The organism is Amycolatopsis sp. NBC_00348 (genome assembly GCF_036114655.1).
GTDB lineage: Bacteria > Actinomycetota > Actinomycetes > Mycobacteriales > Pseudonocardiaceae > Amycolatopsis.
Genome location: NZ_CP107994.1, coordinates 1,838,688 through 1,864,165 on the forward strand (window position 1 = coordinate 1,838,688; position 25,478 = coordinate 1,864,165).

The window sequence follows — 25,478 nt, forward strand, 5'->3', positions numbered from 1 at the left end:
TTGCGAGTTTCTGAATTAACTACCGCGGTTCACGAGGCATGCGAAAGGTGCGTGAGGAGCGGACCGAGCGGGTCGTCGTAGAGGATGTCGAGCAGCACCGCGCCGCCGGCCGTGGCCAGTTCCGCGCCCGGGAAGCTCGTCGCCACAACGGTTTCCGCCGGATCGGCGCAGGTCCGGGAGCGCGTGCGGACCTCGTCCCGGATGGCGGGAAGGCAGCCGGGTACCTGGGCTACACTCCGGTCGACCAGCACGAGCACGGCCGGGTTCAGCACGTCGAGCAACAGCGCCACGGCTTGGCCGATCAGCCGCGCGCGGTCCTGGAACAACCGCACCGCCGCGGTTTCCCCGGCCGTCGCGAGCGCGAGCAGTTCCGGAAAGGAAACGCCGGCTTTGCGCGCCAGTGTCGCTTCCGAAACGGTCGCCTCCAGACAACCCGTGCGCCCGCAGCGGCACGGTTCGCTGCTGTCGTCGACCGGCAGGTGCGCGACCGCGCCCGCCGCCGACCGCGGGCCGTGGTGCACGACGGTGCCGGTGGCGAACGCCGCGTCGACGACGTTGCCGGTGAACAACTGCACGACGCTGTCCCGCGCCCGCGGGTGCCCGAAGAGCTGTTCGGCGTGCACGAGAGAGCGCGCGTGGCCGTCGATCGCCACGGTGAGCCCGGTCGACGCCGTCAGCAGGTCGCGCACCGGGACGTCGCGCCAGCCCAGCAGCGGGTGGTCGACGACGGTGCCCGAGTCGCGGTCGACCCAGCCGCCGGTGGCGAACCCCAGGCCGAGCGGTTCGCGGTCCGGCGCGTGGCCGAGCAGCAGGTCGTCGAGGATCTCCGCGGCCCGCGCGAGCAGGTCTTTGGCGGGCAGGCCGTCGTGCGGTTCTTCGTGCTGTACCAGGACATTCCCGCGGACGTCGAGCAGCGCGACGGTCGCGTGGTGCACGGCCAGGTGCAGCGCGCCGACGACGTGGCGCCCGGTGTCGAGCCCGACCGGCACGTGCGGCCGGCCGACGGACCGGCGTAGTTCGGCCTCGGGCAGCTCACGCAGCAGCCCGAGCCGGGTGAGGTCGGCCGTGTGCCCGGTGACGGCGGCCGCGGACAGCCCCGTCCGCCGCGCGATGGTGCTGCGCGCGATCGGCCCGTCGTCGAGGACCGCCCGCAGGACCGCGCTCGCGCTGGCACTGCGCCGGGCGCCGCGCGCGTCCGTCCTCTGTGGACCGTCGGCCCCCGCCGTCATGGCCTGATCGTGGCAGACGCCGCGGCGCGCGCCCAGCGTGCCCAGGATGCAGGACTTGACACATGCCCATATGGGAATATGATGGCCGCGTGGCACGAGCAGCGACGACGGCGGACACCTTCAACGCGGTCGCCGAACCCCGGCGGCGGCAGATCCTCGACGAGCTCATGGCCGGTGAACGGTCGGTCGGCGACCTCGTCGGCGCGCTCGGCCTGGCCCAGCCGCAGGTGTCCAAGCACCTGCGGGTCCTGCGCGAGGTCGGGGCGGTGGACGTCCGCGAAGAGGGCCGGCAGCGCGTCTACCGGCTCAACGGCGCCGCGCTCAAACCCATCCACGACTGGGTCAAGCGCTACGAACGGACGTGGTCGGAACGCTTCGAGCTGCTGGACGACGTCCTGGAAGAACTCAAGGAACAGGAGCGGTGACATGGTGGAAACGGCGAGGAGCGCGAAGATCACCCTGCCGAGCGACGAACAGATCCTCATTACGCGGGAGTTCAACGCGCCGAAGCACCTCGTCTACCGCGCGTGGACCACGCCCGAGCTGGTGAGCCGCTGGTGGGCCGGGCACCGCGGGACGACCACCGAGGTCGAGATGGACCTGCGCCCCGGCGGCCGCTGGCGGTACGTGATCAAGGCGAACGCGGGCTTCGAGGTCGCCTTCCACGGCGAGTACCGCGAAATCGTGCCGGACGAGAAGCTCGTCTTCACCGAGATGTTCGAGGGCGCGGATCCGCTGCCGGACGCCGACGTGCCCGTCGACACCGTCACCTTCTCCGCCCTCGAAGACGACCGCACGGTGGTGCACCTGCTGACCCAGACGACGAGCAAGGCGTTGCGGGACATGATCCTCGAGTCCGGCATGGAAGCCGGCATGCAGGAGCAGATGAACCTCATCGAGGAGCTGGCGAACTCGCTGCGCTAGCCCGTAGGAACCGCTCACCCGCCTTCGCCAGCTCCCGGGCGAGCTCCGGCGCGTCCAGCACCTCGAAGTCCACCTCGAGCAGGCCCAGGTACAGCGCGAGCATCGGTGCGTGGTCGGACCCGACCTCCGCGACGCACCGGTCCGGCCCTTCGGCCGTGACGTCGACGGCCAGCGGCAGCCGGGCTCGAACGTGCTCGGCCGAAGCGTGCAGCCGGACTTTCGCGTGGTAGCGCCAGGTCGCCGCGCCCGCGCTGCGCTGCACGAACCGCACGACGTCACCTTCCGGCGGCTCGCGCGGGGCGAACCGCGGCCCGTTCGGCGTCCGCGGGGTCAGCCGGTCGACGCGGAACGTGCGCCAGTCGCCGCGGCCGGTGTCCCACGCGACCAGGTACCAGCGCCGGCCCCAGCTGACCAGGCGGTGCGGCTCGACGTCGCGGCGGCTGTCCGTGCCCTCGTGGCTGGTGTAGCCGAACCGCAGCCGCTCGCCGGCCCGGATCGCCGACGCGATCACGCTCAGCACGTCGGCGTCGACGGCCGGGCCGGTGCCGGGCACCGCGACCGTCGCGGCCTGCAGGGCGTGCACCCGGTGCCGCAGCCGGGACGGCAGCACCTGCTCGAGCTTCGCGAGCGCGCGCACCGACGTCTCCTCGATCCCGGCGACCCCTGCGGCGGTCCGCAGGCCGACCGCGACCGCCACGGCCTCGTCGTCGTCCAGCAGCAACGGCGGCAGCTGTGCGCCCGCGCCGAGCCGGTAGCCGCCCTGGACACCGGGGGAGGCCTCCACCGGGTAGCCGAGGTCGCGCAGCTTGCCGACGTCGGCGCGGACGGTGCGCGTGGTGACACCGAGCCGGCCGGCCAGGTCGGCGCCGGTCCAGTCGCGTCGCGTTTCGAGCAGCGACAGCAACCGCAGGAGCCGTGCGGAGGTCTGCAACATCCTTCGAGGATGCCAGGAATCGCGGAAGGAACCCTTCCGCAATCGTCCCTAGCGTCCGGCTCATGACGAACGACATCCGCCCCTTCCGCGTCGAGATCCCGCAGGCCGAGCTGGACGAGCTGCACCGGCGCCTGGACGCCGCCCGGTACCCCGAGCCGGTCCCCGGCGACGAGCCGGACTGGTCCCGCGGCATCCCGCCCGAGCGCGTCCGCGAGCTGGCCGAGTACTGGCGGACCGGCTACGACTGGCGGGCACAGGAGGCCGCGCTCAACGCCTTCCCGCAGTTCACGACCGAGATCGACGGCCAGACCATCCACTTCCTGCACCTCCGCTCGCCCCGCGCCGACGCGATGCCGCTGCTGCTCACCCACGGTTATCCCAGTTCCTTCGCCGAGTTCCTCGACGTGCTCGGCCCGCTGACCGAGCCCGGCCCGGACGCCTTCCACGTCGTCGTCCCGTCGCTGCCGGGTTTCGGGTTCTCGACGCCGTTGAGCGGACCCGGGTGGGAGCTGGCGCGCACGACCGACGCCTTCGCCGTGCTGATGACACGCCTCGGGTACGACCGCTTCGCCGCGCAGGGTGGTGACATCGGCGCGGGCGTCACCGGCCGGCTCGCGTCGCTCTACCCGGAGCGCGTCCTCGGTACCCACGTGAACAGCGACCGCGGGACCATCGCCCTCGCCGGCGAGCAGCTCCCGATGCCCGAGAACCTGACCGAGGCCGAGCAGGCCGAGCTGGACGCGGCCCGGGAAGCCTGGAAGGCCCGGCGGGGCTACCTGGACCTGCAGTCCCACACGCCCGAGACGATCGCCGCCGGGCTCACCGACTCGCCGGTCGGGCAGCTGGCGTGGATCGCCGAGAAGTTCGAGGCGTGGACGAACTCCGCCGGCGGGATCGGCCGCGACCGGCTGCTGACGACGGTCGGCCTGTACTGGTTCACCCGCAGCGGCGCGACGGCGGCCCGGTTCCTCTACGAGGCCGCCCACTCCGGCCACGGCTGGCTGGCGCCGGCCGACGTCCCGGCGGGCTGGGCCGTGTTCGACAGCTCACCCGTGGTCCGGCGGATCATGGACCCCGAGGGGAAGATCGAGCACTGGTCGGACTTCGCCGAGGGCGGCCACTTCGCGGCGATGGAGGCGGGTGAGCTGCTCGTGGCCGACATCCGCGCGTTCTTCCGCGAGCTGCGCCCGTGAGTGGCCATACTCGGCGGCGTGCAGTTCGCCATCCTCGGGCCGGTCGAAGCCCACGGTCCCGACGGGACGCCGGTCGCCCTCGGCGGTCCGCAGCTGCGCGGGCTGCTCGCGTTGCTGGCCCTCGACGCCGGGCGCGTCATCAGCGCCGAGCGGCTCATCGACGGCCTGCACGGCGAGCACCCGCCGGAGGGCGCCGCCGAAGCCCTGCAATCCCAGGTCTCCCGGCTGCGACGGCGGTTGCGGGACGGCGGTGCGCCCGACGGCCTGGTCGAGTTCACCCCCGCCGGCTACCGGCTGGCCGTCGACCCGCAGGACGTCGACGTCCACCGCTTCGAACGGCTCACCGCGCAGGCCCGGGAGACGGCGGATCCGGCGGCCAAGCTGGCGCTGTTCGGCGACGCGCTCGCGCTGTGGCGTGGCCCGGCGTTCGACGGGCTCGCGGACCCGCCGCGCGCGGCCCGGCTGGCGGAGCTGCGCGCGGCCGCGACCGAGGACCGGATCGAGGCCGGGCTGGCCCTCGGCCACCACGAACGGCTCGTCGCGGAGCTGCGGGAGCTCACCCGCGAACACCCGCTGCGGGAACGGCTCGCGGCCCAGCTGATGCGCGCGCTGCACGGCGGCGGGCGGTCGGCCGAGGCCCTCGCCGTGTTCGCCGAGACCCGGGACCGGCTGGCCGACGAGCTGGGCGCGGACCCGTCGCCGGAGCTGGCGGACGCGCACGTCGCGGTCCTGCGGGCCGCCGCGCCCGCCCCGGCGCGCCGGGTTCCGGTGCCGCTCAGCGGGTTCGTCGAGCGCGCCGAACTCGACCGGCTGCGCACGACCCTGCGTTCCGCCCGGCTCGTCACGCTCACCGGGCCGGGCGGCGCGGGCAAGACCCGGCTCGCCGTCGAAGCCGCGTCACGCGAACCCGGCGAGGTGTGTTTCGTCGAACTGGCGACGACGACCGAAGTCCCGCAGGCCGTGCTCGCCGCGTTGGGCCTGCGCGAACAGGGCGTGCTGTCCTCGGCCGCGGCGGCCGGCCCGGCGGACCGGCTGGCCGCCGGCCTCGCCGACCGGCCGCTGCTGCTGGTCCTCGACAACTGCGAGCACGTCGTCGCCGAGGCCGCGCGGCTGGTCCGGCGGCTGCTCGGCGCGTGCCCCGGCCTGCGGGTGCTGGCCACCAGCCGGGAGGCCCTCGGCCTGACCGGCGAGACGCTGGTGCCGGTCGGGGCGCTGGCCGCCGGCGCCGCCGAGCGGCTCTTCGGTGACCGGGCGGCGGCCGTGGTCCCCGGCGTGGTCCTCGATCCCGCCACCGTGGCCCGGATCTGTGCCGCGCTCGACGGTCTGCCCCTGGCGATCGAACTCGCCGCCGCGCGGCTGCGGTCGCTGACCGCCGAAGACGTCGCCGCCCGCCTCGACGACCGCTTCCGGCTGCTGTCCCGCGGCGAGCGCACCGCCGAACCGCGGCACCGCACGCTGCGCGGCGTCGTCGAGTGGAGCTGGGACCTCCTGAAACCCGACGAGCAGCGGCTCGCCGGGCGGTTCGCGGTGTTCGCCGGCGGCGCGCGCCTCGACGCCGTCGAGCGCGTCTGCGCCGTCCCGGACGCCGACGGCCTGCTCACCGGGCTCGTCGAGAAGTCCCTCGTCGAGTACAGCGACGGCCGCTACCGGATGCTGGAGACGATCCGGGCGTTCTGCGCGGAGCAGGGCACCGGCGACCACGCGGCGCACGCGAAGTACTTCCTCGACCTCGCCTGCGCGGCCGAGCCGAAACTGCGCGGCGCGGACCAGCTCACGGTCCTGGCGGAGCTGACCGCCGAGCACGCCGACCTGCACGCGGCGCTGCGCTGGAGCGTCGCCGAGGCGCCGGACGTCGCGTTGCGGCTGGTCGCGGCCCTGACGTGGTACTGGTGGCTGCGCGGGCTGCGCGGTGAGGCCCGGCCGTTCGCGGACGCCGTGCTCGCCGCCGTCGGCCCCGAACCGCCGCCCGGGCTCGACGAGGAGTACGTCGTCTGCCTGATCCACGCGTCGGCCACCGACGTCGGGATCGAGCCGATCCTGCGCCGGCTCACGGGATCGCTGCGGTACCCGTACCTGTTCCTGCTGTGGGCGTTTTCCCCGCGCACCAAGGCATCCGACGGCGAACGCCTCGCCGCGCTGATCGGCCCGGACACCTGGTCACGGGCGTTCGCGCGGATCGGCGACGGCCTCGGCGCGCAGTACCGCGGCCGGATCGACGAGGCCGAAGCGCACTTTTCGGCGTCCCTGCAAGGGTTCCGCGACCTCGGCGACCGCTGGGGGCAGGCGAGCGCGCTGGAGAAGCTCGCGGAGTTCGCCGACTGGCGCGGCGACCACGCGCGGTTCCGCGAGCTGATGGACGAGTCCGTCCGGCTGGCCGGCGAACTGGGGGCGGGCGAGGACGCCGCCGACCTGCTGTGCCGCCGCGCGGACGGGATGCTGCGGGCCGGGGACACCGCGGCCGCGCGGGCCGACTACGAAGCCGCCGCCGAGCAGGCGCGGGCGGTCGGCACGACGTTGACGCTCGCCCGGGCCCGCGGCGGGCTCGGCGAGATCGCGCGGCACGCGGGCGACCTCGCCGCGGCCCGGCGCTGGTACGCCTCGGCCGTCGGCCTGGCCGTCGACCCGGTGACCGGCGGCGAGACGCGGATCGGGCTGTACACCGGCTTCGGCTGGACCGCCGCGGCCGAAGGGCACCTCGACGAGGCGACCGAGCTGCACCAGGAAGCCTTGGCGACGGCGTTGGAGCACGCGAACCTGCCGGGCGCGGCGCAGGCCGTCGAAGGCCTGGCCGGCGTGCTCGCCGCGCGGGCCGAGGACGAGCGGGCGGCGTTCCTGCTCGGCGTCGCCGTCGGGCTGCGCGGCACGGAGGTGACCGGAGACGCCGACGTCGCCGCAGTGGCCGGGGCTGTGCGGACCCGCATCGGCGGCGACGCCTACGTCAAGGCCTTCGAGCAAGGCCGGGAAATGCCGCCTGACCAGGCACTTCAGGACTTCGGTCAGCCGCGGTTCGCGCTCGGTTCGTGAGCGGTCAGCGGCCGCGCCCACGCTGCTGAGCATGACGGACAACCGAGAAATCCTGATCTCCGGCGCCAGCGTCGCCGGCCCCGCCCTCGCCTGGTGGCTGCACCACCACGGCTTCCGCCCGACGATCGTCGAGCGCGCCCCGAGCCTGCGTGAAGGCGGCTACAAGGTCGACATCCGCGGCACCGCCGTCGACGTCGTCCGCCGGATGGGCCTGCTGGAGCAGGTGCACGCGGTCGCCACCGACATGCGGGGCGCGGGGTTCGTGAACAAGCGCGGCAAGCAGGTCGCGAAGCTGGACGCCGACACGTTCGGCTTCCGCGACGGCGACGACACCGAGATCCTGCGCGGCGACCTGGCGAAGATCCTCTACGAGCACACCCGCGACGACGTCGAGTACGTCTTCGGCGACTGGGTCACCGGGCTCGACGAGCGCGCGGACGGCGTCCACGTCACCTTCGCCCACGGCGCGCCCCGCCGCTTCGACCTGGTCGTCGGCGCCGACGGCCTGCACTCCGGCGTCCGCGCGCTGGCGTTCGGCCCGGAGGAGCGGTTCCTGAAGCGGTTCGACGCCTACATCTCGATCTCGACCGTGCCCAACAGCTTCGACCTGGACCGCTGGGAACTGCTGCACTCGGCGGCGCCGGGCAAAATGGTCAACGTCTACAGCACGGCCCGCGCCGCCGACGCGAAGGCCGCGTTCTGGTTCAGCGGCACGGACCTGCCCTACGACCGGCGCGACGTCGGCGGCCAGAAGAACCTCGTCGCGGACCAGTTCGCCGGCCTCGGCTGGCAGGTCCCGGAGCTGCTGGAGTCGATGCGCGCGGCCGACGACTTCTACTTCGACCCGGTGTGCCAGATCCTGATGGACCGGGTGTCGGCCGGGCGCGTGACCCTCGTCGGCGACGCGGGCTACTGCCCGTCCCCGGCTTCGGGCCAGGGAACGAGCCTGGCCCTGGCGGGCGCGTACGTCCTGGCGGGCGAACTGGCGGCGGCCGCGGGCGACCACGAGGTGGCGTTCGAGCGGTACGAAACGCAGATGCGGCCGTACATCGAGAAGAACCAGGCCCTGGCGAAGTCCGCGCTGCGCGGCATCATCCCGCAGTCCCGCGCGTTCGCGTGGTTCAACACCCGGATGATCAAGCTGATGCCCTACATGCCGGGCCGCAACCGCATCCTGGAGCAGATCGCCGGCCCCATCCGCCAGGCCGCGAACGCACTTGTGCTGAAGGACTACGAGACAGCCGGCCGTGCGGCCGGATGAGTGCCGGGCCGCATCTGCGGTGCGCACACGCGAAGACCACGATGGGACCGGTACCCGGCCGCCATGGAGTTCGGCAAAGGCGACCGGGTGTGCTGGGACGCGAGCAACGAGAGTTCCGTCGGGTGAAGATCACCGACGATACTTACGCTGGCAAGCGAGACGCGAGGGCTTCGCCCGAGCAACCGCAGTACCTGGTGTGGGGTCGCCGCGAACACTCTGGCGCTGAAGGACTACGCGGTCGCGGCCTGACTTCAGAGTGCCGCGCGGACCTGCTCGCCGACCTCCTCCAGCTCCGCCCGTTCCCGCACCCGCCAGTCCGCGCTCAGCACGAAGCCGTCGTCCGCGTGGCGGGGGATGACGTGCAGGTGGACGTGGGGGATCTCCTGGCCCGCGGCGGTGCCGTCGGCCAGGAACAGGTTGATCCCCTCGGTCCGGATCTCCGTGCGGCGCAACGCGGCCGCGAGCGTCTGCGCGATCGTGAACATCCGGGCCCCCGCCGCCGCGGGGAGGTCGGCCAGGCCTTCGTGGTGGGCCCGGGGGAGCACCAGCAGGTGGCCCGTCGACACCGGGCGCAGGTCGACGACGGCGATGAACTCGTCGTCCTCGTGCACGAGGGTCGCCGGGGCTTGCCCGGTGGCGATCGCGCAGAAGATGCACTTGCCGCCGGGCGTGGTCGCGGGGAGGTGGGGAGGCTTGGCCATGCCGCCGACCGTAGCGGGAAGATCAGCCCGCTGTCAGGTGCGCGTCCGCCCAGTCCGCGAAGGACGTCAGCGGGATGCCGAGGGCCCGCGCGAACTCCGGGCGCGCGGGGTGGCCGATCTCGTTCGTCCACTCGTGCCGCACGGTGAACGCGGGCGCGCCGGCCGCCACGGCTTCCGCCGAGGTCATGTCGGGCGCCGTGATCTCCACGCCGTGGACGCGGGAAAGCACCTCCGCGACGCCCGCCATCGTCCGGCGCTCACTGGCGAGTTCCAGCTCGACGCCGTCGAAGCGCGGCGGGTCGGCGAACGCCGCCGCGGCCGCGGCACCGATGTCGGCGACGGCGACGAGCGAAAGTTCGGTGTCCGGCTTGATGGTCGTCACCAGCCCGCCGCCGACGCCGTGGGGGAGCAGGAACGACGGCGGCAGGAAGTTCTCCATGAAGAACCCGGGCTTGAGCAACGTCCAGTGCGCGAAACCGGCTTCGCGGACGCGGTCCTGGATCGCGGTCTTCGTCTCCAGGTAGTGCTCCATCGACTTCCAGCGGCCCTCGGCCCAGCCCGGCGCCGAGCGGTGCTGCCCGGCCCCGGAGACCGACGCGTGCACGAACTGCGCCACGCCCGCGTCCCGGGCGGCGTCGATCAGGTTGCGGGCCTGGACCCACTCGGAGTCGCCGTCGAGGTCGGTCAGGTCGGGCAGCTGCACGGAGAACACGCCCCGCACGCCCTTGAGCGCCGGGCCGAGTGAAGCGGGGTCGTAGAGGTCGCCGGTGACGAGCTCGGCGCCGAGCGCCTGGATCGCTCCGGCCCGTTCGGTACCGGGATCGCGGACGAGCGCGCGGACGTCGGTGCCCGCGGCGAGCAGCGCGCGGGCGGTGGCGCCACCCTGCTTGCCGGTGGCGCCGGTGACGAGGACGGGGGACATGGGAGCTCCTTCGGACGGCTAAGTGGCGGGGCCCGCCACTTCGTCTCCGCTACGATAGCCATCAAGTGGCGGCCCCCGCCACTTAAACTTCCGGAGGTCTTCGTGCGGCGGTCCGACGCTCAGCGCAACTACGCGCTGATCCTCGCCGTCGCCGAGCGAGAGGTCGCCGAGCACGGCGCGGAGGCGTCCCTCGAGCAGATCGCCCGCACGGCCGGCGTCGGCTCGGCCACCGTGCGCCGGCACTTCCCGAGCCGGCGCGCCCTGCTGGACGCCGTGTTCCGCGAACGCGTCGACGCGCTGGACGGCCGGGCCCGCGCCCTCGCCGACGCCGCGGACCCGCGGGCCGCGCTGCTCGACTGGCTCACGGCGTTGACGGAGTACGCCGCCTCCGCGCGGGGCATGGCCGCGGCGCTGATCCCGGACGAGGATTCCGGCGGCGACCACGTCTGCGGCCGCCTCACCGACGCCGGCGAACCGGTGCTGCGCCGCGCGATCGAGGCGGGTGCGGTGCCGGCCGGGGTGACGTCGGCGGACCTGGTCGCGGTGGTCACGGGCATCGTGCTGGCGACCGAGCACGGCCGTGACCCGGCGGGGGAAGCGGTGCGGTTGCTGGGGTTGGCGGTGCGGGGGATCAGCCCGTCATGAGAAGTCGTAGGCCGCGGTCAGCCAGCCGCGGACCTCGTCGTCCACATCGGACACTTCTCGCAGGCTCACCCGGTGCCCGACCCGCGGCCCGGCGGTGCCCCAAGCCGGGCGGATCCGGGCCGTCTCGACCGGGCTCGGCAGGAACAGGTACAGCAGGACGTCGCGCGAGCGCGGCCGCACCTCGGCGAGCTTGCGCTCCCGCTTGAGGAACACACCGATCTTGACGGCGTCCTCGTGGAAGCCGCCGAGGGTGCGCAGGTGGGCGGCGATCGCGTCGTACACCGCGCGCTGCGCCGGGGAACGCGCGGCGAACGTCTCGTCGACCGTGCAGCCCGGCACGCACGTGTGCCCCTGACCGGCGCGCGCGAACTCGCGGTCGCACTGCGGGCACGTCCAGCGGGTCGGCACGCCGTCCAGGATGGCACTCACCGCGCGCCGGGACGAGTTCATGACGCGTTGCGCTGGTGCGCTGACCCGCCGGCCAGGTACCGCTGGACCGTCGGCGCGATCTCTTCGACGAGGTCTTCCTGGGTCAGCGCGACCACCGGCGGCAGGCGCAGGACGTACCGGGTCAGCGCCAGGCCGAACAGCTGGGTGACGACCAGACCGGCGCGGCGGGGCGCGTCGGCCGGGTCGCCGAAGCGCAGCACCGCCGGGGTCACCTGGCCGGCGAACACCTCCCGGATCTTCTCGACCACGGCGTCGTCGGCCACCGCCGACCGCAGCAGCGTCAGCAGGATCTCGTCGGTCGGCGGCTGCTCCCAGAGTGCGAGGAACTGCCGCGTCAGCAGCTCGCCGACGGTGTCCGGGTCGGCTTCGGCGAGGTCCGGCAGGTCCAGCTCGACGTCCACCGCCGCCGCGAACAGGCCGTCCTTGCTGCCGTAGTAGCGCATCACCATCGACGGGTCGATGTCCGCGTCGGCGGCGATCGAGCGGATGGTCGCGCGGCGGAAGCCGTCGGCGGCGAACCGGCGGCGCGCGGCGTCGAGGATGGCCGCGCGGGTGGCGTCCGACCGGCGGGGAGAGGGCTCGTCAACCATGCCAACAAGTGTAGGCCAACACTTGTTGACAAGCTAGCCCGGCGGTGCTTACGTGGATGCCAACAGTTGTTGGCAAACTTTGAGGAGATCGCCGTGAACCTGCCGAGCCGTACCGATGTGGTCATCGCCGGAGCCGGCCCCGCCGGCCTCGCCGCCGCGATCGCGCTGGCCGAGGCCGGCGTCGACCACGTGCTGCTGGATCGCCAGGCCGAGGGCGCGAACACGTCCCGGGCCTGCGTGATCCACGCGCGGACGCTGGAAGTGCTCGCCGAACTGGGTGTCACCGAACGGCTGAAGGAGCTGGGCGTCGTGGTCCCGACGTTCACGGTCCGCGACGGCGCCGCGGTGCTCGCGCGGGTGCCGTTCGGCGGGCTGCCGACGGCGTACCCGTACACGCTGATGGTGCCGCAGGACGTGACCGAAGCGGTGCTGCTGGCGCGGCTGCGCGAGGCCGGCGGCGACGTCCATCGGCCGTACGAGGTCACCGCGGTCGCGGGCGACGACACCGGCGTCGCGGTCACGGCCGGGACCCACACGATCCGGGCGCGGTACGTCATCGGCGCCGACGGCATGCACAGCGTGGTGCGCGAGCAGGCCGGGATCGGGTTCAGCGGCGCCAGCTACCCCGAGTCGTTCGTGCTCGCCGACGTCCGGATGAGCTGGCCCCTGGCCCGTGAGGAGGTCAGCCTGCACCTGTCACCGGAAGGGGTGACGGTGGTCGCCCCGCTGCCCGGCGCCGCCGACCACTACCGGGTGGTCGCGACCGTCGCCTCCGCTGTCGAGAAGCCGGGCATCGAGGACATCCAGTCCATTGTGGACAAGCGCGGCCCGGAGGGGGCGCGGTCGCGGGTGACCGAGGTGCTGTGGAGCTCGCGGTTCCGGGTGCACCACCGGGTGGCCGACCACTACCGCGCGGGCCGCATCCTGCTGGCCGGCGACGCGGCCCACGTGCACAGCCCCGCCGGCGGCCAGGGCATGAACACGGGCATCCAGGACGCCGTGGCGCTGGGCGGTCTGCTGGCCCGGGTGCTCGCCGGCGAGCCGGACGCGCTCCTGGACACCTACGAGCGGACCCGCCGCCCGGTCGCCACCGGAGTGGTCGCGTTCACGGACCGCATGACCCGCATGGCCACGCTCCGCCCCCGCCCGGCGCGCCTGCTGCGCAACACGGTGCTCAAGCTGGCCTTCGGCCTCCCACCGGTCCGCACGAAGATGGCGTACCAGCTGGCAGAGCTGGCCGCCCGCTGACCTTCCCGGCCCCCGATGCCCAGGCAATCACGCGAGATGCTTCGCCAGACACGCGAGTTCCGCCGGGAGTCACGCGAGTTCCGGCTTCAATCACGCGAGACCCGTCCCAAGTCACGCGATGCCCCGCCGGTCACGTGGGATCCGCCGGGAATCACGCGAGTGTCGGCTTCAGTCTCGCGAGGTTCGTCCCGAGTCACGCGCGATCCGGCTCAGCGGGTCGGGGGAACGATCCCGTACTCGTGGATCTTCCGGTAAATCGTCGCCCTCGAAATTCCGAGGAGCTTGGCCGCGCGGACCTTGTTGCCGTCCGCGTCCTCCAGGCAGCGGACGATCGCGTCGCGCTCTATCGACTCGAAGCGGTTCAACGGCCTGCGCGTCACCGCGTGGAACTCGGCCGGGAGGTCGCCCGGGCGGATGGTGCCCGCTCGGCGGCGCTGGGCCACCGTGCGCAGCACCTGGTACAGCTGGCCCGTGTTGCCCGGCCACTCCGCCCGCATCAGCAGATGGAGTGCCGCCGCTGAGCAGGTGAGGCGGCCGCCGTAACCCAGTTTGCTCAGGACCAGCGGGACCAGCTCCGCCAGGTCCTCGACGTGGTGGCGCAGCGGGGGCACGCGCACCGTGCGCGGGAAGAACTTCAGCAGCTCCGCGAGCGCCGGCTTGGTCTCGGCACCCGGTGCGAGCGTCGCCACCACCCACGGGGCGTCGTCGCGTTCGCGCAGTTCGCGCAGGGTGCCCGCCAACGCCGTCGCGGCGGAGACCGACAGGCGGTCGGCGTGGCAGATCACCAGCGTGCGGATCGGCGTCTGGGCGTGCTCGCTCAGCAACGCGGCCGTCCAGTCCGGGCCGGTCGCGACCGCCGCGTCCACCGTGAGCAGCCGGGCCGCCGGGTGGTGGCGCTGGTGCAGGCCCTTGGCCAGCGTCAGCTTGCCCGTGCCGGGCTCGCCCTCCAGGGCGACCCACTCGCCGCGCTCGTGGCCCGCGTCGAGTTCGTGGCCGCAGCGCAGCCACAACGGCGCCGAGCCGACGACGCCCGGCAGGTACATCGGCAGCATCGGGATCGACGCGGCGAGCGTCTCCTCGGCCTCGATCAGCTTCACCGACAGCACGCCGCCCGCGGTGTCGGTCTCGCGCTGGCCCGGCACGCGGCGGCAGTACACGCGCACGCGCAGGCCGCTCGACAGCGCGAGCATCGCCGACGTCCGCTGGCCGTCGGCGAGCGCCTCGGTGGCGTAGCCCAGCAGCAGCGACTGGTCGGCCGGGTCGAGCAGCTGGCGCGCCCGGTCGTTCATCATCACGATGTCCTCGTTGAACGCCAGCACGATGCCGGTCCAGCGGCGGCACGTCTGCAGGTAGGCCTGGAAGAGGATCATCTCGCGCAGGTCGCTGTGGCGCAGCAGGGCCTGGCGGATCTGCTCGGCGGTCGAGCGGGCCAGCGCGATGAGCAGGCCGCCCGCGTCCTTGTACCAGCAGGTCAGGTCGACGGCGCCGATCTTCTTGCCGGAGATCGGGTGGTGGATCGGGACGCCGGCGCAGGCGAGGTTCTCGAGGTGCTCGGCGTAGTGCTCGTGGCCGAACACGGTGGTCGCGCGGCCGTCCTCCAAGGCGGTGCCGATGCCGTTGGTGCCGACGGACTGCTCGCCGTAGCTGAACCCGGGCACCAGCTCGACGCGCTCCAGGTGCCGGCGCAGGTCGGCGTCGCCGGTCCGCTGCGTGAGGACGACGCCGCTGGCGTCGGTGAGGATCAGGCTGATGGGCTGCCCGTCGAACTGCTCGGTGAGCTTGCCCAGGACGGGCTCGGCGCCGCGCATCAGGGGGATGTCGAGGTTCTGGTCCCCGAGGTAGAGGGGGTCGATCCGGTCGGCTTCGACCTGGAACTCCCGTGACCGGCGCCAGGACGCGAGGATCGTCTGCCGGACGGTGCCGGCCGGGACCTGTTCGGCGGTGAGGAACCGCACCCGCGTCCGGGCGAGCTCGTCGTCGGCGAGCAGCATGCCGGGCACCTTGTCGTCCACGTGACCTCCTGAATCCCGCGGCCCCGTGGGTGCGGGCACACCCATGTGCCGCCCGTCCAGCCTAAGCGCGTTAGGCCTTTCACGGTGTCTCAAATTGAGACGCTCCGGTCTCCCCGGCGGCGGTGCGATGAGGGGGCCGGGGACTTCGTGTCCGCCCATCCACCAGGAGGTGTGCCAGTGGCCGCCGATTCCGGGGAGACCTACAACCCGTGGACGATCGTGAACCTGGTTTTCACGCATCTGGCCGAACAGGGCCTGCACCCCGTGTTCGGCGGTGAGGGCCACCCCGGCGATCCGGCGGCGGCCCTGCTGCGCGCGCTCGGCATCACGCCGACCGTCGAGGGAGACGCGCGCGTGCGGAACGGTGTCCAGACCGAGCTCGCCGAACTGCGCGCCCGGATGTTCAGCGAGCGTGAAGCGCCCTGAGCAGCGGTTCTGTCTCAGATTGAGACCCGCGTCACGACGGGGCGCCCCTTGAATGGTGAACGCAGGACGTGCGCCCCGACACCCGGCCGGGAAGGGAGCCGCTCGGCCGCCGTAGGCAGGAGCCACGGATAAGGAGTGATCTATGAGCCGCCAGAGTGTGGCGAAAGCCCACCAAAAGATCCAGGAACTGTCGTGGGAACCGGCGTACCACACCCCGGTTTCGCACTACGGGACCGACTACACCTTCCAGAAGGCCAAGAAGAAGGACCCGCTGAAGCAGGTCCTCCGTTCGTACTTCCCGATGCAGGAAGAAAAGGACCACCGGGTCTACGGTGCCGAAGACGGCGCGATCCGCGGCAACATGTTCCGCCAGGTGCAGGAACGCTGGCTGGAATGGCAGAAGCTGTTCCTGAGCATCATCCCGCTGCCGGAGATCTCCGCGGCGCGGGCGATGCCGCTGCTGTTCCGCACGGTTCCGAACCCGGAACTGCACAACGGCCAGGCGATCCAGATGATCGACGAGGTCCGGCACTCGACGATCCAGCAGAACCTCAAGCGCCTGTACATGCAGAACTACATCGACCCGGCGGGCTTCAACTCGAGCCTGCGCAACTTCCAGAACGACTACTGCGGCACCATCGGCCGTCAGTTCGCCGAAGGCTTCATCACCGGTGACGCGATCACCGCGGCCAGCATCTACCTCACCATCGTGGCGGAGACGGCGTTCACCAACACGCTGTTCGTCGCGATGCCGGCCGAGGCCGCCGCCAACGGGGACTACCTGCTGCCGACGGTGTTCCACTCGGTGCAGTCGGACGAGTCCCGGCACATCAGCAACGGGTACGCGACGCTGCTGATGGCGTTGTCGGACGAGAACAACCACCAGCTGCTCGAGCGCGACCTGCGGTACGCGTGGTGGAACAACCACGCCGTGGTCGACGCCGCGATCGGCACGTTCATCGAGTACGGCACGAAGGACCGCCGCAAGGACCGGGAAAGCTACGCGGAGATGTGGCGTCGGTGGATCTACGACGACTACTACCGCAGCTACCTCGTCCCGCTCGAGAAGTACGGGCTGGTCATCCCGCACGACCTCATCGAGGAGGCGTGGAACCGGATCTGGAACAAGGGCTACGTCCACGAGGTCGCGCAGTTCTTCGCCACCGGGTGGCTCGCCAACTACTGGCGCATCGACCCGATGACCGACGAAGACTTCGAGTGGTTCGAGTACAAGTACCCCGGGTGGTACGACAAGTACGGCGCGTGGTGGGAGAACTACAGTCGGCTCGCGACGCCGAACGGGCACCACCCGATCGTCGCCGAGGACGTCAACTACGTTTACCCGCACCGCTGCTGGACGTGCATGGTGCCGTGCCTCATCCGCGAGGACATGGTCACGGACAAGGTCGACGGCCAGCACCGCACCTACTGCTCGGAGACGTGCCGCTGGACCGACGCCGAGGCGTTCCGGCCCACCTACCAGGGCCGCAACACCCCGAACATGGGCAAGCTGGTCGGCGCACGCGAGTGGGAGACGCTCTACCACGGCTGGAACTGGGCCGACGTCGTCACCGACATGGGCTTCGTGCGCGACGACGGCAAGACCATGGTCGCGCAGCCGCACCTCGACCTCGACCCCAAGAAGATGTGGACGCTCGACCACCTGCGCCGGATGCCCGAGGTGCAGTCGCCGAACGTGCTGCTGAACCAGATGTCCGACGAGGAACGGGCCGCGTTCCAGGCCGACTACAACCGCCAGGGCCCGGCCGGGCGCCCGGCGCCGCAGAAGGCCTGACGCGCCACGGGTCGTGAGTGGGTAACAGTGTTCTAACACTGTTACCCACTCACGACCCCCGACTCAGGGACGGGGCTGGCATGGCAGAGAAACACCGCGTGCGGTTCGAGCCCGTCGGGATCGAGATCGACGTCGCCGAGGAGCAGACGATCCTGCGCGCCGCCGCCGAGCAGGGCGTGATGCTCATGCACGGCTGCAAGGAAGGGCAGTGCGCGGCCTGCAAGTCGTTCATCCTCGACGGCGAGGACGTCGAACACGACAAGTACTCGACCTTCGCGTTGCCCGACTACGAAAAGGAGGAAGGGTTCACCCTGCTGTGCCGGGCCCACGCCTATGAGGACCTCACGATCGAGCTGCTCAACTACGACGAGGAGATGATCCAGTCGGGGCTGCCGATCCAGGAGGCGGAGGTCGAGGTGGTGTCGAACGACAACGTCACCCACGACCTGCGCCACCTCGTCGTCAAGCTGACGGATCCGGAGCAGCCGCTGAAGTTCTTCCCGGGCCAGTACATGGACTTCGCGATCCCGGACAGCGAGGAGTCGCGGTCGTTCTCGATGGCCAACACCTCGGCGCGCGACGGGCTGCTCGAGTTCGTCGTCAAGATCTACCCCGACGGGCTGTTCTCCACGTTCCTGGACACCCGGGTCGCGGTCGGGGACCGGCTGCGGATCACCGGCCCGTTCGGGGTGTTCACGTTGCGGGACAACCCGAGCGCGGATCTGGTCTTCGTCGGCGGCGGGGCCGGGATGGCGCCGATCCTGTCGTTGCTGCGGACCATGGCCGAACGCGGTATCGAGCGGAAGGCGACCTACTTCTACGGCGCGCGCCGCCGGCAGGACCTCTGCTTCGACGCCGAACTGCGGGAGCTGCAGGAGAAACTCCCGAACTTCCGGTACGTGCCGGCGCTTTCGGAGCCGGGTGACGACGACTGGGACGGCGAAACCGGCTTCGTCACCGACGTCCTGCGCGCGGCCGGACTCGACCTGAAGGGCGCCGACGCCTACGTCTGCGGCCCGCCGCCGATGGTCGAAGCCGCGCTGGAACTGCTGCCCGCGCTCGGCGTCGCCGACAAGCGCGTCTTCTACGACAAGTTCACCACCACGGGCGAATCCGACGCCTGACACCCGAGGACGGATCCCATGACAGCCACTTCCGAACGCAGTGTGCCGAAGCCGACGTTCACCGACGCCGAAGCGGGCGCCAAGGTCTTCCCGGACTCCAGCGCCCGCCAGTACAACTACTTCACCCCGGCCAAGCGCAAGCAGAGCCACTACGAAGACGTCACCGTCGAGGTCCAGCCCGACCCGCGGCACTACCTCTCGCAGGGCTGGCTCTACGCCTTCGCCGACGGCAAGGCCGGCTACCCGCTGGAGTGGACCGCGATGAAGGCGTGGGGGTCCGACCGGCCGGTCCCCGAGCGCAGCCCCGGCTCCGGCGGCAAGGGCTACGACTGGCCCGCCCACGGCTGGCACGAGTTCCGCGACCCCAACGAGGAGTGGGAGCTCACCCTCTACCGGTACAACGCGAACGTCGTGCGCCAGCTCAACCAGAACATCGACGCGGCCCGCCAGGCCAAGGCGTTCGAGCAGTGGAACCCCAACTGGGTCGACTTCGTCGCCAAGCACGTCGGCGCGTGGATGCACGTCGACCACGGCCTCGGCCTGTACCTCTACGCCAACGCCAACCGCCGCGCCCCGACGAACATGCACAACAACGCGATCTCGGTGAACAGCATGCACCGGATCCGCGCGGCGCAGGACCTGGCGCTGTACACGCTGACGCTCACCGAAGAGGTCCCCGGCTTCGACGGCGGCGCGCACCTGACGACGTGGAACGAGGACCCGGCCTGGCAGGGCGTGCGGGAGACCGCCGAGCAACTGACCGGGATCTGGGACTGGTGCGAGGCGATCTTCGCCTCGAACATCGTCTTCGAGCCGCTCGTCGGCGAGCTGTTCCGCAGCAACCTGGTGCAGCAGGCCGCGCCGGCGAACGGCGACTTCGTCACCCCGACGCTGATCGGGGCGGAGGAGTTCGACTTCTCCGAGCGCGATCTCCGGTACAGCAAGGCGATGTTCGACCTGCTGATCAACGACAAGGAGTTCGGCGACCAGAACAAGGCGCTGGCGCAGAAGTGGCTCGAGGACTGGGTCCCGCGGTGCATCTCCGCCGCGCGCGCCCTGCAGCCGTTGTGGTCGCAGCCCGACGCCAAGCCGATCCGGTTCGAGGACGGCCTCGACCGCGTCAAGAGCCGGTTCGCCGGCATCCTGTCCGATTTGGGTCTCAAAGCACCGGAGGAGCTGGGCCAGTGACCGTCTTCAAAACCTCGGAAAGCCCGTACAAGGTCAACAACACGGCCTCGAACATGTGCGGCTTCACCCTGATGAACAACCAGGTCGGCGCGATCATCGCGGAAGTCATGTCCGCCAAGGACAACGTGACCGTGACGCCGCTGCCGTCGATGATCCGCGTCGACGCGAAGGGCCGGACCGACCTGGTCTACGCCGAGGTCGACGAGGCCGCCGGCGAGGAAGAGGGCTGGTTCAACGCGGCCGAGTTCGAGGAGAGCATGTCCACCCACTACGGGCGGATGATCCACGAGGACGACCGCACGATCATGTTCGCCAACCCCGAGGACGCGGCCGAGTACCTCGACTTCGACCTCAAAGTGATCAACAAGTAGTTCGCACCAAGCAGCGAAGCACTCGATCCGCTCAGGAGGGTCACCCGTGTACGAAAAAGATGGCGAAAAGTATTTCGTAGTTGACGCCCACACCCATTTCTGGGACGCCAGCCCGGACAACTGGGTCAAGGGGCAGGAGGAATACGCCAAGGGGTGGATCGAGTGCTTCCACGCCTACCAGGGCCTCGGCCCGAAGGAGACGCACTGGCCGATCGACCGCTTCCAGAAGTACTCGGAAGAGCTGATGATGCACGACCTGTTCGAGGTCGGGCACGTCGACACGGCCATCTTCCAGCCGACGAACCTGCGGCAGTGGTACAAGAACGGCTTCAACACCACCGAGGCCGACGGCGCGATGGCCGAACGGCACCCGGGTCAGTTCCTGGTGAACACGACCTTCGACCCGCGTGAAGGCGACGAGGGCATGAAGGCGTTCGAGGAACGCGTCAAGCGCTACGGCTGCAAGGGCGTCAAGCTCTACACGGCCGAGTGGCGCGGGGACTCCCGCGGCTGGAGCCTGAAGGACCCGGAAGCGGCGAAGTACCTCGAGAAGTGCGAGGAGCTGGGCGTCAAGAACGTCCACATCCACAAGGGCCCGACGATCTGGCCGCTCGACAAGGACGCCTTCGACGTGTCCGATGTGGACCACGTGGCGACCAACTTCCAGGGCCTCAACTTCATCGTCGAGCACGTCGGCCTGCCGCGCATCGAGGACTTCTGCTTCATGGCCACCCAGGAGCGCAACGTCTACGCGGGGCTCGCCGTCGTCATCGGCGGCCTGATGCACGCCCGGCCGAAGTTCTTCGCGAAGGTCATGGGCGAGCTGATGTTCTGGATCGGCGAGGACAAGCTGATCTTCGGCGCGGACTACGCCATCTGGGAACCCAAGTGGCAGGTCGAGGGCTTCGTCGACTGGAACATGCCGGGCGACGAGGAACTGTCGGACTTCGCGCCGCTGACGGTCGACCAGAAGCGGAAGATCCTCGGCCTGAACGCGGCCCGGCTGTACGGCATCGACGTGCCGGAGGAACTGCGGATCAAGGACCCGGAGAACGTCGAGCCCGTCGGTGTGCCGAACTCATGACGGCACTGGACGAACGAGGTGTGCGGGCCGGCCACGCCGAGGTGTGGTCGGCCCTGGGCACCGTCCGGGATCCCGAACTGGACGAACCCCTCACCGACCTGGGTTTCGTGGCCCGTTGTGAGGTGAGCGCGGCGGGCCACGCCGTCATCCGGCTGCGGCTGCCGACCTACTTCTGCGCGCCCAACTTCGCGTTCCTGATGGTCGCGGACGCCTACGACGCCGTCGCCGGGGTGCCGGGCCTGACCGGGCTCGACATCCGGCTCGACGACCACTTCGCCTCCGACGTCATCAACCGCGGGGTGGCGGCGCGGCAGGGGTTCGTCGCGTCGTTCGAGGGCGAGGCCGTCGACGAGCTCGACACGCTGCGCTACGACTTCGTGCGCAAGGCCGTGCTGGCCGGTACCGACCGGGTCTGCCGGACCCTGTCGGGCACCGGGCTGGACCCGGCGGAGCTGACGCTCGGCGAGGTCCCGCCCGGACCGGACCTCGACCGGCTGCGGGCCCGCCGCCGCGAGCTCGGCCTGCCCGCCGGCGACGGCGACCCGTTGCTGCTCGACCCGGCGACCGGCCGGCGGGTCGAGCCGGGCGACGCCAAGCGGCACCTGGCCTTCGCCCGGTTGACCCGCACGAGCATGGAGGCCAACTCCGGCGTCTGCCGGGGCATGCTGCGTGCCCGGTATTCGCTGACCGCAGAAGAGGAGGGCACGGGATGAAGGCCGTGCGGCTGCAGAAGTACCACCAGCAACCGGTGATCGAAGAGGTGCCGGAGCCGCGCGCCACCGGGCCCTTCGACGTCGTGGTGAAGATCGGCGGCGCCGGCGTGTGCCGCACCGACCTGCACATCATCGAAGAGCAGTGGCGGGACAAGTCGGGCGTCACGCTGCCCTACACGATCGGCCACGAAAACGCGGGCTGGGTCCACGAAGTCGGCCCCGCGGTGACGAACGTCGAAGTCGGCGACACGGTCATCCTGCACCCGACGCCGACGTGCGGGCTCTGCCACGCCTGCCGCGCGGGCGACGACATGCACTGTCCGAACGGGAGCTTCCCGGGCATCGACAGCGACGGCGGCATGGCCGAGTACCTGCTGACGTCGGCGCGGGCGTGCATCAAGCTCGACCCCGCGACCCAACCGGAGGACGTCGCCGCACTGGCCGACGCGGGCATCACCGCCTACCACGCGGTGCGCAAGGCCGTCCCGCTGCTGTACCCGGGCACCACCTGCGTCGTCAACGGCGCCGGCGGCCTCGGGCACATCGGCATCCAGTCGCTGAAGGCGCTGACCGCGACCCGGGTGGTCGTGGTCGACCGCAACGCCGACGCGCTGAAGCTGGCGGCCGATCTGGGCGCCGACGAGACCGTGCTGGGCGACGGCAAGCAGGTCGACGCCGTGCTCGACCTGACCGGCGGCAACGGCGCGGAGGTCGTGCTCGACTTCGTCGCCGAGCAGGGCGCCCAGCAGGACGCGTTCGCGATGACCCGGCGCGCCGGGTCGCACTTCGTCATCGGCTACGGCAGCAACATCGACATCCCGACCATCGACATCATCTCCACCGAGCGCAGCGTCATCGGCAACCTGGTCGGCACGTACAACGACCTGGTGGAGCTGATGGTCCTCGCGCAGGCCGGGAAGGTCACCCTCCACACCAAGAAGTACCCGCTGGACGCGGCTCTCGACGCACTGGCCGACCTCGATGCCGGACGCGTGCGCGGTCGGGCCATCCTCACACCCTAGGAGCAGGAACATGGCGAAGGAACTTCGGTTCGGCTCGGACGCCCGCGACCTGCTTCTCGCGGGCGTCGACAAGCTGGCGGAAGCGGTCAAGTCCACCCTCGGTCCCAAGGGCCGCAACGTGATCATCGAGAAGATCACCGGTTCGCCGGTGGTCACCAACGACGGCGTCACCATCGCCCGCGAGATCCACCTGAAGAACCAGTTCGAGAACATGGGCGCGCAGCTGGTCAAGGAAGCGGCGATCAAGACCAACGACGTCGTCGGCGACGGCACCACCACGGCGACCGTGCTCGCCCAGGCCATCGTCCACGAAGGCATGCGGGCGATCACCGCCGGCGGCAACCCGGTGCTCGTCAAGCGCGGCATCGACCACGCCGTCGGGCTCTTGGTGGCCTACCTGGAGAAGCAGGCGCACCCGGTGGTGTCCGAAGCGGACTACGCGCGGGTCGCGGCGATCTCCGCCAACGACGACGACACGGTCGGCGCCGTCATCGCGAAGGCCCTGCACACCGTCGGCGACGGCGGCGTGGTGACGGTCGAAGAGTCGCCGATGATCGGGATGAGCGTCGACTTCGTCGAGGGCTTCGAGTTCGACAACGGCTACCTCTCGCCGTACCTGGTCACCGACCCGGGCCGGCTGGAAGCGGTGCTCGACGACCCGTACATCCTGATGTCGGCGGAGAAGATCACCAAGGTGCAGCAGCTGATGCCGTTGCTGGACAAGGTGATGCGGGCCCCGCGGCCGCTGGTGATCATCGCCGAGTCGATCGAGGGCACGGCGCTGTCCATGCTGGTGCACAACCACGTGAACGGCACGTTCCAGTCGGTGGCCGTGCGCGCGCCCGGCTTCGGCGACCGGCGGCTGCACAAGCTGGAGGACCTCGCCGCGATCGTCGGCGGCGCGGTGCTCTCGCGGACGTCCGGCTTCAGCATGGAGACGATGACGCTGGAGCACCTCGGCCGGGCCAAGCAGGTCCGGGTCACCGCGAACAACACCACGATCGTCGGCGGCGGCGGTACCTCCGACGCCGTCGAGTTCCGGGTCGGGCAGCTGCGGGCGGAGCTGGAGCGCGCGCAGTTCGGCATCGACGAGGACGTGCTGACCGAGCGGATCGGCGCGCTGACCGGCAAGGTCGCGGTCGTGCGCGTCGGGGCGGCCACCCCGGCCGAGCTGAAGGAACTGCAGCACCGGGTCGAGGACGCGCTGTCCGCGACGCGGGCGGCGATGGCCGAGGGCATCGTGGCCGGCGGGGGAGCGGCGCTCCTGCACGCCGAGAAGGCCCTGGAAGGCTTGGGGCTGGAAGGCGACCAGGCGATCGGGGTGGAGATCGTCCGGCGAGCGCTGGCGGAACCGGCGTTCCTCATCGCCCACAACGCCGGGCACCCGGCGCACGAGATCGTCGCGCGCACGCGGGAGCTCGGCTCGGACGAGGGTTTCGACGCCCTGAACGACCAGTTCGGCGACATGATCGCCCTGGGCGTCGTCGACCCGCTGCGGGTGTGCCGCTCGGCGATCCAGAACGGCGCTTCGGTGGCCGGGCTGCTGCTGACGACGAACTCGCTGATCGCCGAGGAGCAGACGCCGTGGGGTGGTAGCGCGGCGCTGATGACCGAGTTCGGCCCGCTGGACGAGGGCCTGCACCAGCCCTCGCCCGACGCGAGCACGCCGCAGTCCCTCGGGATGGGCCCCTCCGTCGGCTGATCTCGGGCCTGCGGAGTGTCGGGGGTCTCCCCGTCGGTGTCCTGAGCACCGGCGGGGGACCTTCGCGTCGTGCAGGGTGCGCCCGGTGCTGTCACCCTGGTGATCATGACGCACTACACGCTCGTCCAGACCCTCGCGACGGTCCAGGAGTTCGAGGCGAAGGGCTTCCTCGGCACGGTGGGCAAGATCGCCGCGGCGACGGTCATCTTCTTCATCGTGATCGGCCTGATCGTGGGGCTGCTGCTGGGGTTCTTCATCGGCCGCTCGGTGGGCCGCAGGCAGGGCCCGCGGTGAGCGCTACCGGACCAGGCCGTGCCGCGCGAGTTCGTGGCCGGCCAGGACCGCGATGACCTCCTTGTCGCGGGCGCGCCAGCCCGTGGCGATCTCGCCGGACTTCGCGAGGCGGCGCAGGGGCTGCGTGGTCAGCGCCCGCAGGGCCAGCAGGTCCAGGCCCTCGTCGCCGAGCGCGCGCAGCTGGGCGGCCGCGGAGGCGCGGCGGGCGAAGTGCCAGCGCATCGGGAGCCACGTCGCGAGCAGCGTCAGCACCGGCAGCGCGATGATGATCGCCGCCATCCACCACGCCAGGTTCTCGACGGCTTCGATCTGCCAGCGGCCGGCGTCGGCGAACTGGGTGCCGACGTTCGAACCGCCGTGCAGCGCCTTCGCGAGCGCATCGCCGATGAGCGGGATCCCGTCGGCGGAGTTCGCGGCCGAGTCGAACGTCCCGGTCAGCCCGGTGCCGGCGCTCACGAGCCCGTCGCCCGGCGCCCGCAGCTTCATGACCTCGTCGTACACCGTCGTTCCCAGCCACACCGCGAGGACGACGAGCAGCAACGCCAGCAGGTCGCTGACGAGCTGGGCGGTACGGCGGATCGGCCGTTCGGCGTAGAGCTGCATCGGGGACGCCTTTCGCGGTGGGG

General features: G+C 71.3%; 25 protein-coding genes. 17 read left to right on the top strand and 8 right to left on the bottom strand.

Annotated features, from left to right (window positions below):
- Positions 1 to 29: 29 nt before the first annotated feature.
- On the bottom strand, positions 30 to 1,229 hold the full coding sequence (locus tag OHS58_RS08310; RefSeq protein ID WP_328647776.1) for an ROK family transcriptional regulator: 1,200 nt from the start codon (positions 1,227 to 1,229) through the stop codon (positions 30 to 32).
- Between the two features lie 89 nt (positions 1,230 to 1,318).
- Here OHS58_RS08310 and OHS58_RS08315 point away from each other — a divergent pair, with 89 nt between their 5' ends.
- Positions 1,319 to 1,654, top strand: coding sequence for an ArsR/SmtB family transcription factor (locus tag OHS58_RS08315; protein ID WP_326950427.1), 336 nt, complete (start codon positions 1,319 to 1,321; stop codon positions 1,652 to 1,654).
- Position 1,655: 1 nt separating this feature from the next.
- Positions 1,656 to 2,153, top strand: coding sequence for an SRPBCC family protein (locus tag OHS58_RS08320; protein ID WP_328647777.1), 498 nt, complete (start codon positions 1,656 to 1,658; stop codon positions 2,151 to 2,153).
- Here OHS58_RS08320 and OHS58_RS08325 read toward each other — a convergent pair.
- On the bottom strand, positions 2,122 to 3,087 hold the full coding sequence (locus OHS58_RS08325; protein ID WP_328647778.1) for a helix-turn-helix transcriptional regulator: 966 nt from the start codon (positions 3,085 to 3,087) through the stop codon (positions 2,122 to 2,124). The two genes, OHS58_RS08320 and OHS58_RS08325, sit on opposite strands and share 32 nt — an antisense overlap.
- Positions 3,088 to 3,149: 62 nt before the next feature.
- Here OHS58_RS08325 and OHS58_RS08330 point away from each other — a divergent pair, with 62 nt between their 5' ends.
- The 3 genes from OHS58_RS08330 to OHS58_RS08340 are packed head-to-tail and all read left to right on the top strand — an operon-like array spanning position 3,150 to position 8,565.
- On the top strand, positions 3,150 to 4,280 hold the full coding sequence (locus tag OHS58_RS08330) for an epoxide hydrolase family protein (RefSeq protein ID WP_328647779.1): 1,131 nt from the start codon (positions 3,150 to 3,152) through the stop codon (positions 4,278 to 4,280).
- An 18-nt stretch (positions 4,281 to 4,298) separates the two neighbouring features.
- Positions 4,299 to 7,304 (top strand): ATP-binding protein, encoded by a 3,006-nt coding sequence (locus OHS58_RS08335; RefSeq protein WP_328647780.1) that lies wholly within the window; start codon positions 4,299 to 4,301, stop codon positions 7,302 to 7,304.
- 31 nt (positions 7,305 to 7,335) lie between these two features.
- Complete coding sequence (locus OHS58_RS08340) at positions 7,336 to 8,565, top strand: FAD-dependent monooxygenase (protein WP_328647781.1); 1,230 nt, start codon at positions 7,336 to 7,338, stop codon at positions 8,563 to 8,565.
- 251 nt (positions 8,566 to 8,816) lie between these two features.
- Here OHS58_RS08340 and OHS58_RS08345 read toward each other — a convergent pair whose 3' ends face one another.
- Together OHS58_RS08345 and OHS58_RS08350 are read right to left on the bottom strand one after the other, a co-directional pair.
- A complete protein-coding gene (locus OHS58_RS08345) occupies positions 8,817 to 9,266 on the bottom strand; it encodes an HIT family protein (RefSeq protein WP_328647782.1) in 450 nt (149 codons plus the stop codon).
- A 22-nt stretch (positions 9,267 to 9,288) separates the two neighbouring features.
- Positions 9,289 to 10,188, bottom strand: coding sequence for an NmrA family NAD(P)-binding protein (locus tag OHS58_RS08350; protein WP_328647783.1), 900 nt, complete (start codon positions 10,186 to 10,188; stop codon positions 9,289 to 9,291).
- Between the two features lie 102 nt (positions 10,189 to 10,290).
- Here OHS58_RS08350 and OHS58_RS08355 point away from each other — a divergent pair, with 102 nt between their 5' ends.
- Positions 10,291 to 10,833 carry a TetR/AcrR family transcriptional regulator gene (locus OHS58_RS08355; protein WP_328647784.1) on the top strand — a complete coding sequence of 181 codons (543 nt, stop codon included), beginning with the start codon at positions 10,291 to 10,293 and terminating at the stop codon, positions 10,831 to 10,833.
- On the opposite strand, the gene OHS58_RS08360 is transcribed toward OHS58_RS08355, so the two are convergent.
- Complete coding sequence (locus tag OHS58_RS08360; protein WP_328647785.1) at positions 10,828 to 11,283, bottom strand: DUF5655 domain-containing protein; 456 nt, start codon at positions 11,281 to 11,283, stop codon at positions 10,828 to 10,830. The two genes, OHS58_RS08355 and OHS58_RS08360, sit on opposite strands and share 6 nt — an antisense overlap.
- Positions 11,280 to 11,873 carry a TetR/AcrR family transcriptional regulator gene (locus OHS58_RS08365; protein WP_328647786.1) on the bottom strand — a complete coding sequence of 198 codons (594 nt, stop codon included), beginning with the start codon at positions 11,871 to 11,873 and terminating at the stop codon, positions 11,280 to 11,282. Before OHS58_RS08365 ends, OHS58_RS08360 begins: the two co-directional genes overlap by 4 nt.
- 93 nt (positions 11,874 to 11,966) lie before the next feature.
- Between OHS58_RS08365 and OHS58_RS08370 the strand changes: the two genes are divergently transcribed.
- Positions 11,967 to 13,121 (top strand): FAD-dependent oxidoreductase, encoded by a 1,155-nt coding sequence (locus tag OHS58_RS08370; RefSeq protein ID WP_328647787.1) that lies wholly within the window; start codon positions 11,967 to 11,969, stop codon positions 13,119 to 13,121.
- A gap of 209 nt (positions 13,122 to 13,330) precedes the next feature.
- On the opposite strand, the gene OHS58_RS08375 is transcribed toward OHS58_RS08370, so the two are convergent.
- Positions 13,331 to 15,112, bottom strand: coding sequence for a sigma-54-dependent Fis family transcriptional regulator (locus tag OHS58_RS08375; RefSeq protein WP_328649781.1), 1,782 nt, complete (start codon positions 15,110 to 15,112; stop codon positions 13,331 to 13,333).
- 198 nt (positions 15,113 to 15,310) lie between these two features.
- On the opposite strand from OHS58_RS08375, the gene OHS58_RS08380 reads away from it, so the two are divergent.
- The 10 genes from OHS58_RS08380 to OHS58_RS08425 all read left to right on the top strand — a co-directional run bounded on the left by OHS58_RS08380 (position 15,311) and on the right by OHS58_RS08425 (position 24,852).
- Entirely contained in the window at positions 15,311 to 15,559 is a 249-nt protein-coding gene (locus tag OHS58_RS08380) for a hypothetical protein (RefSeq protein WP_247052568.1), read from the top strand.
- Positions 15,560 to 15,701: 142 nt separating this feature from the next.
- Entirely contained in the window at positions 15,702 to 17,354 is a 1,653-nt protein-coding gene (locus OHS58_RS08385) for a methane monooxygenase (protein WP_328647788.1), read from the top strand.
- 80 nt (positions 17,355 to 17,434) lie between these two features.
- On the top strand, positions 17,435 to 18,478 hold the full coding sequence (locus OHS58_RS08390; RefSeq protein ID WP_328647789.1) for an NADH:ubiquinone reductase (Na(+)-transporting) subunit F: 1,044 nt from the start codon (positions 17,435 to 17,437) through the stop codon (positions 18,476 to 18,478).
- 18 nt (positions 18,479 to 18,496) lie between these two features.
- Positions 18,497 to 19,666, top strand: a complete 1,170-nt coding sequence (locus OHS58_RS08395) for a toluene hydroxylase (protein ID WP_328647790.1) — start codon at positions 18,497 to 18,499, stop codon at positions 19,664 to 19,666.
- On the top strand, positions 19,663 to 20,037 hold the full coding sequence (gene mimD / locus OHS58_RS08400) for a propane 2-monooxygenase effector subunit MimD (RefSeq protein WP_326950413.1): 375 nt from the start codon (positions 19,663 to 19,665) through the stop codon (positions 20,035 to 20,037). Before OHS58_RS08395 ends, mimD begins: the two co-directional genes overlap by 4 nt.
- 46 nt (positions 20,038 to 20,083) lie before the next feature.
- Positions 20,084 to 21,121, top strand: coding sequence for an amidohydrolase family protein (locus OHS58_RS08405; protein WP_247052563.1), 1,038 nt, complete (start codon positions 20,084 to 20,086; stop codon positions 21,119 to 21,121).
- Positions 21,118 to 21,834, top strand: a complete 717-nt coding sequence (locus OHS58_RS08410; RefSeq protein WP_326952683.1) for an iron-sulfur cluster assembly protein — start codon at positions 21,118 to 21,120, stop codon at positions 21,832 to 21,834. Before OHS58_RS08405 ends, OHS58_RS08410 begins: the two co-directional genes overlap by 4 nt.
- Positions 21,831 to 22,856, top strand: a complete 1,026-nt coding sequence (locus OHS58_RS08415; protein WP_247052561.1) for an NAD(P)-dependent alcohol dehydrogenase — start codon at positions 21,831 to 21,833, stop codon at positions 22,854 to 22,856. The genes OHS58_RS08410 and OHS58_RS08415 overlap by 4 nt, the downstream gene beginning before the upstream one ends.
- A gap of 10 nt (positions 22,857 to 22,866) precedes the next feature.
- The gene (gene groL, locus OHS58_RS08420) at positions 22,867 to 24,558 is read left to right on the top strand and encodes a chaperonin GroEL (protein ID WP_326950411.1); all 1,692 of its coding nucleotides are present in this window, start codon (positions 22,867 to 22,869) and stop codon (positions 24,556 to 24,558) included.
- A 105-nt stretch (positions 24,559 to 24,663) separates the two neighbouring features.
- Positions 24,664 to 24,852: a hypothetical protein gene (locus tag OHS58_RS08425; protein ID WP_247052559.1), complete on the top strand. Its 189-nt coding sequence runs from the start codon at positions 24,664 to 24,666 to the stop codon at positions 24,850 to 24,852.
- 3 nt (positions 24,853 to 24,855) lie between these two features.
- Here the strand turns inward: OHS58_RS08425 and OHS58_RS08430 are convergent, their stop codons facing one another.
- On the bottom strand, positions 24,856 to 25,455 hold the full coding sequence (locus tag OHS58_RS08430) for a hypothetical protein (protein WP_328647791.1): 600 nt from the start codon (positions 25,453 to 25,455) through the stop codon (positions 24,856 to 24,858).
- Positions 25,456 to 25,478 lie beyond the last annotated feature (23 nt).

Coding starts and splice junctions, on each gene's coding strand:
- OHS58_RS08310 (WP_328647776.1), bottom strand. CDS start 1,229: ATGACGGCGGGGGCCGACGGTCCACAGAGGACGGACGCGCGCGGCGCC.
- OHS58_RS08320 (WP_328647777.1), top strand. CDS start 1,656: ATGGTGGAAACGGCGAGGAGCGCGAAGATCACCCTGCCGAGCGACGAA.
- OHS58_RS08325 (WP_328647778.1), bottom strand. CDS start 3,087: ATGTTGCAGACCTCCGCACGGCTCCTGCGGTTGCTGTCGCTGCTCGAA.
- OHS58_RS08330 (WP_328647779.1), top strand. CDS start 3,150: ATGACGAACGACATCCGCCCCTTCCGCGTCGAGATCCCGCAGGCCGAG.
- OHS58_RS08340 (WP_328647781.1), top strand. CDS start 7,336: ATGACGGACAACCGAGAAATCCTGATCTCCGGCGCCAGCGTCGCCGGC.
- OHS58_RS08345 (WP_328647782.1), bottom strand. CDS start 9,266: ATGGCCAAGCCTCCCCACCTCCCCGCGACCACGCCCGGCGGCAAGTGC.
- OHS58_RS08350 (WP_328647783.1), bottom strand. CDS start 10,188: ATGTCCCCCGTCCTCGTCACCGGCGCCACCGGCAAGCAGGGTGGCGCC.
- OHS58_RS08360 (WP_328647785.1), bottom strand. CDS start 11,283: ATGAACTCGTCCCGGCGCGCGGTGAGTGCCATCCTGGACGGCGTGCCG.
- OHS58_RS08365 (WP_328647786.1), bottom strand. CDS start 11,873: ATGGTTGACGAGCCCTCTCCCCGCCGGTCGGACGCCACCCGCGCGGCC.
- OHS58_RS08375 (WP_328649781.1), bottom strand. CDS start 15,112: ATGCTGCTCGCCGACGACGAGCTCGCCCGGACGCGGGTGCGGTTCCTC.
- OHS58_RS08385 (WP_328647788.1), top strand. CDS start 15,702: ATGAGCCGCCAGAGTGTGGCGAAAGCCCACCAAAAGATCCAGGAACTG.
- OHS58_RS08390 (WP_328647789.1), top strand. CDS start 17,435: ATGGCAGAGAAACACCGCGTGCGGTTCGAGCCCGTCGGGATCGAGATC.
- OHS58_RS08395 (WP_328647790.1), top strand. CDS start 18,497: ATGACAGCCACTTCCGAACGCAGTGTGCCGAAGCCGACGTTCACCGAC.
- OHS58_RS08410 (WP_326952683.1), top strand. CDS start 21,118: ATGACGGCACTGGACGAACGAGGTGTGCGGGCCGGCCACGCCGAGGTG.
- OHS58_RS08415 (WP_247052561.1), top strand. CDS start 21,831: ATGAAGGCCGTGCGGCTGCAGAAGTACCACCAGCAACCGGTGATCGAA.
- groL (WP_326950411.1), top strand. CDS start 22,867: ATGGCGAAGGAACTTCGGTTCGGCTCGGACGCCCGCGACCTGCTTCTC.
- OHS58_RS08425 (WP_247052559.1), top strand. CDS start 24,664: ATGACGCACTACACGCTCGTCCAGACCCTCGCGACGGTCCAGGAGTTC.
- OHS58_RS08430 (WP_328647791.1), bottom strand. CDS start 25,455: ATGCAGCTCTACGCCGAACGGCCGATCCGCCGTACCGCCCAGCTCGTC.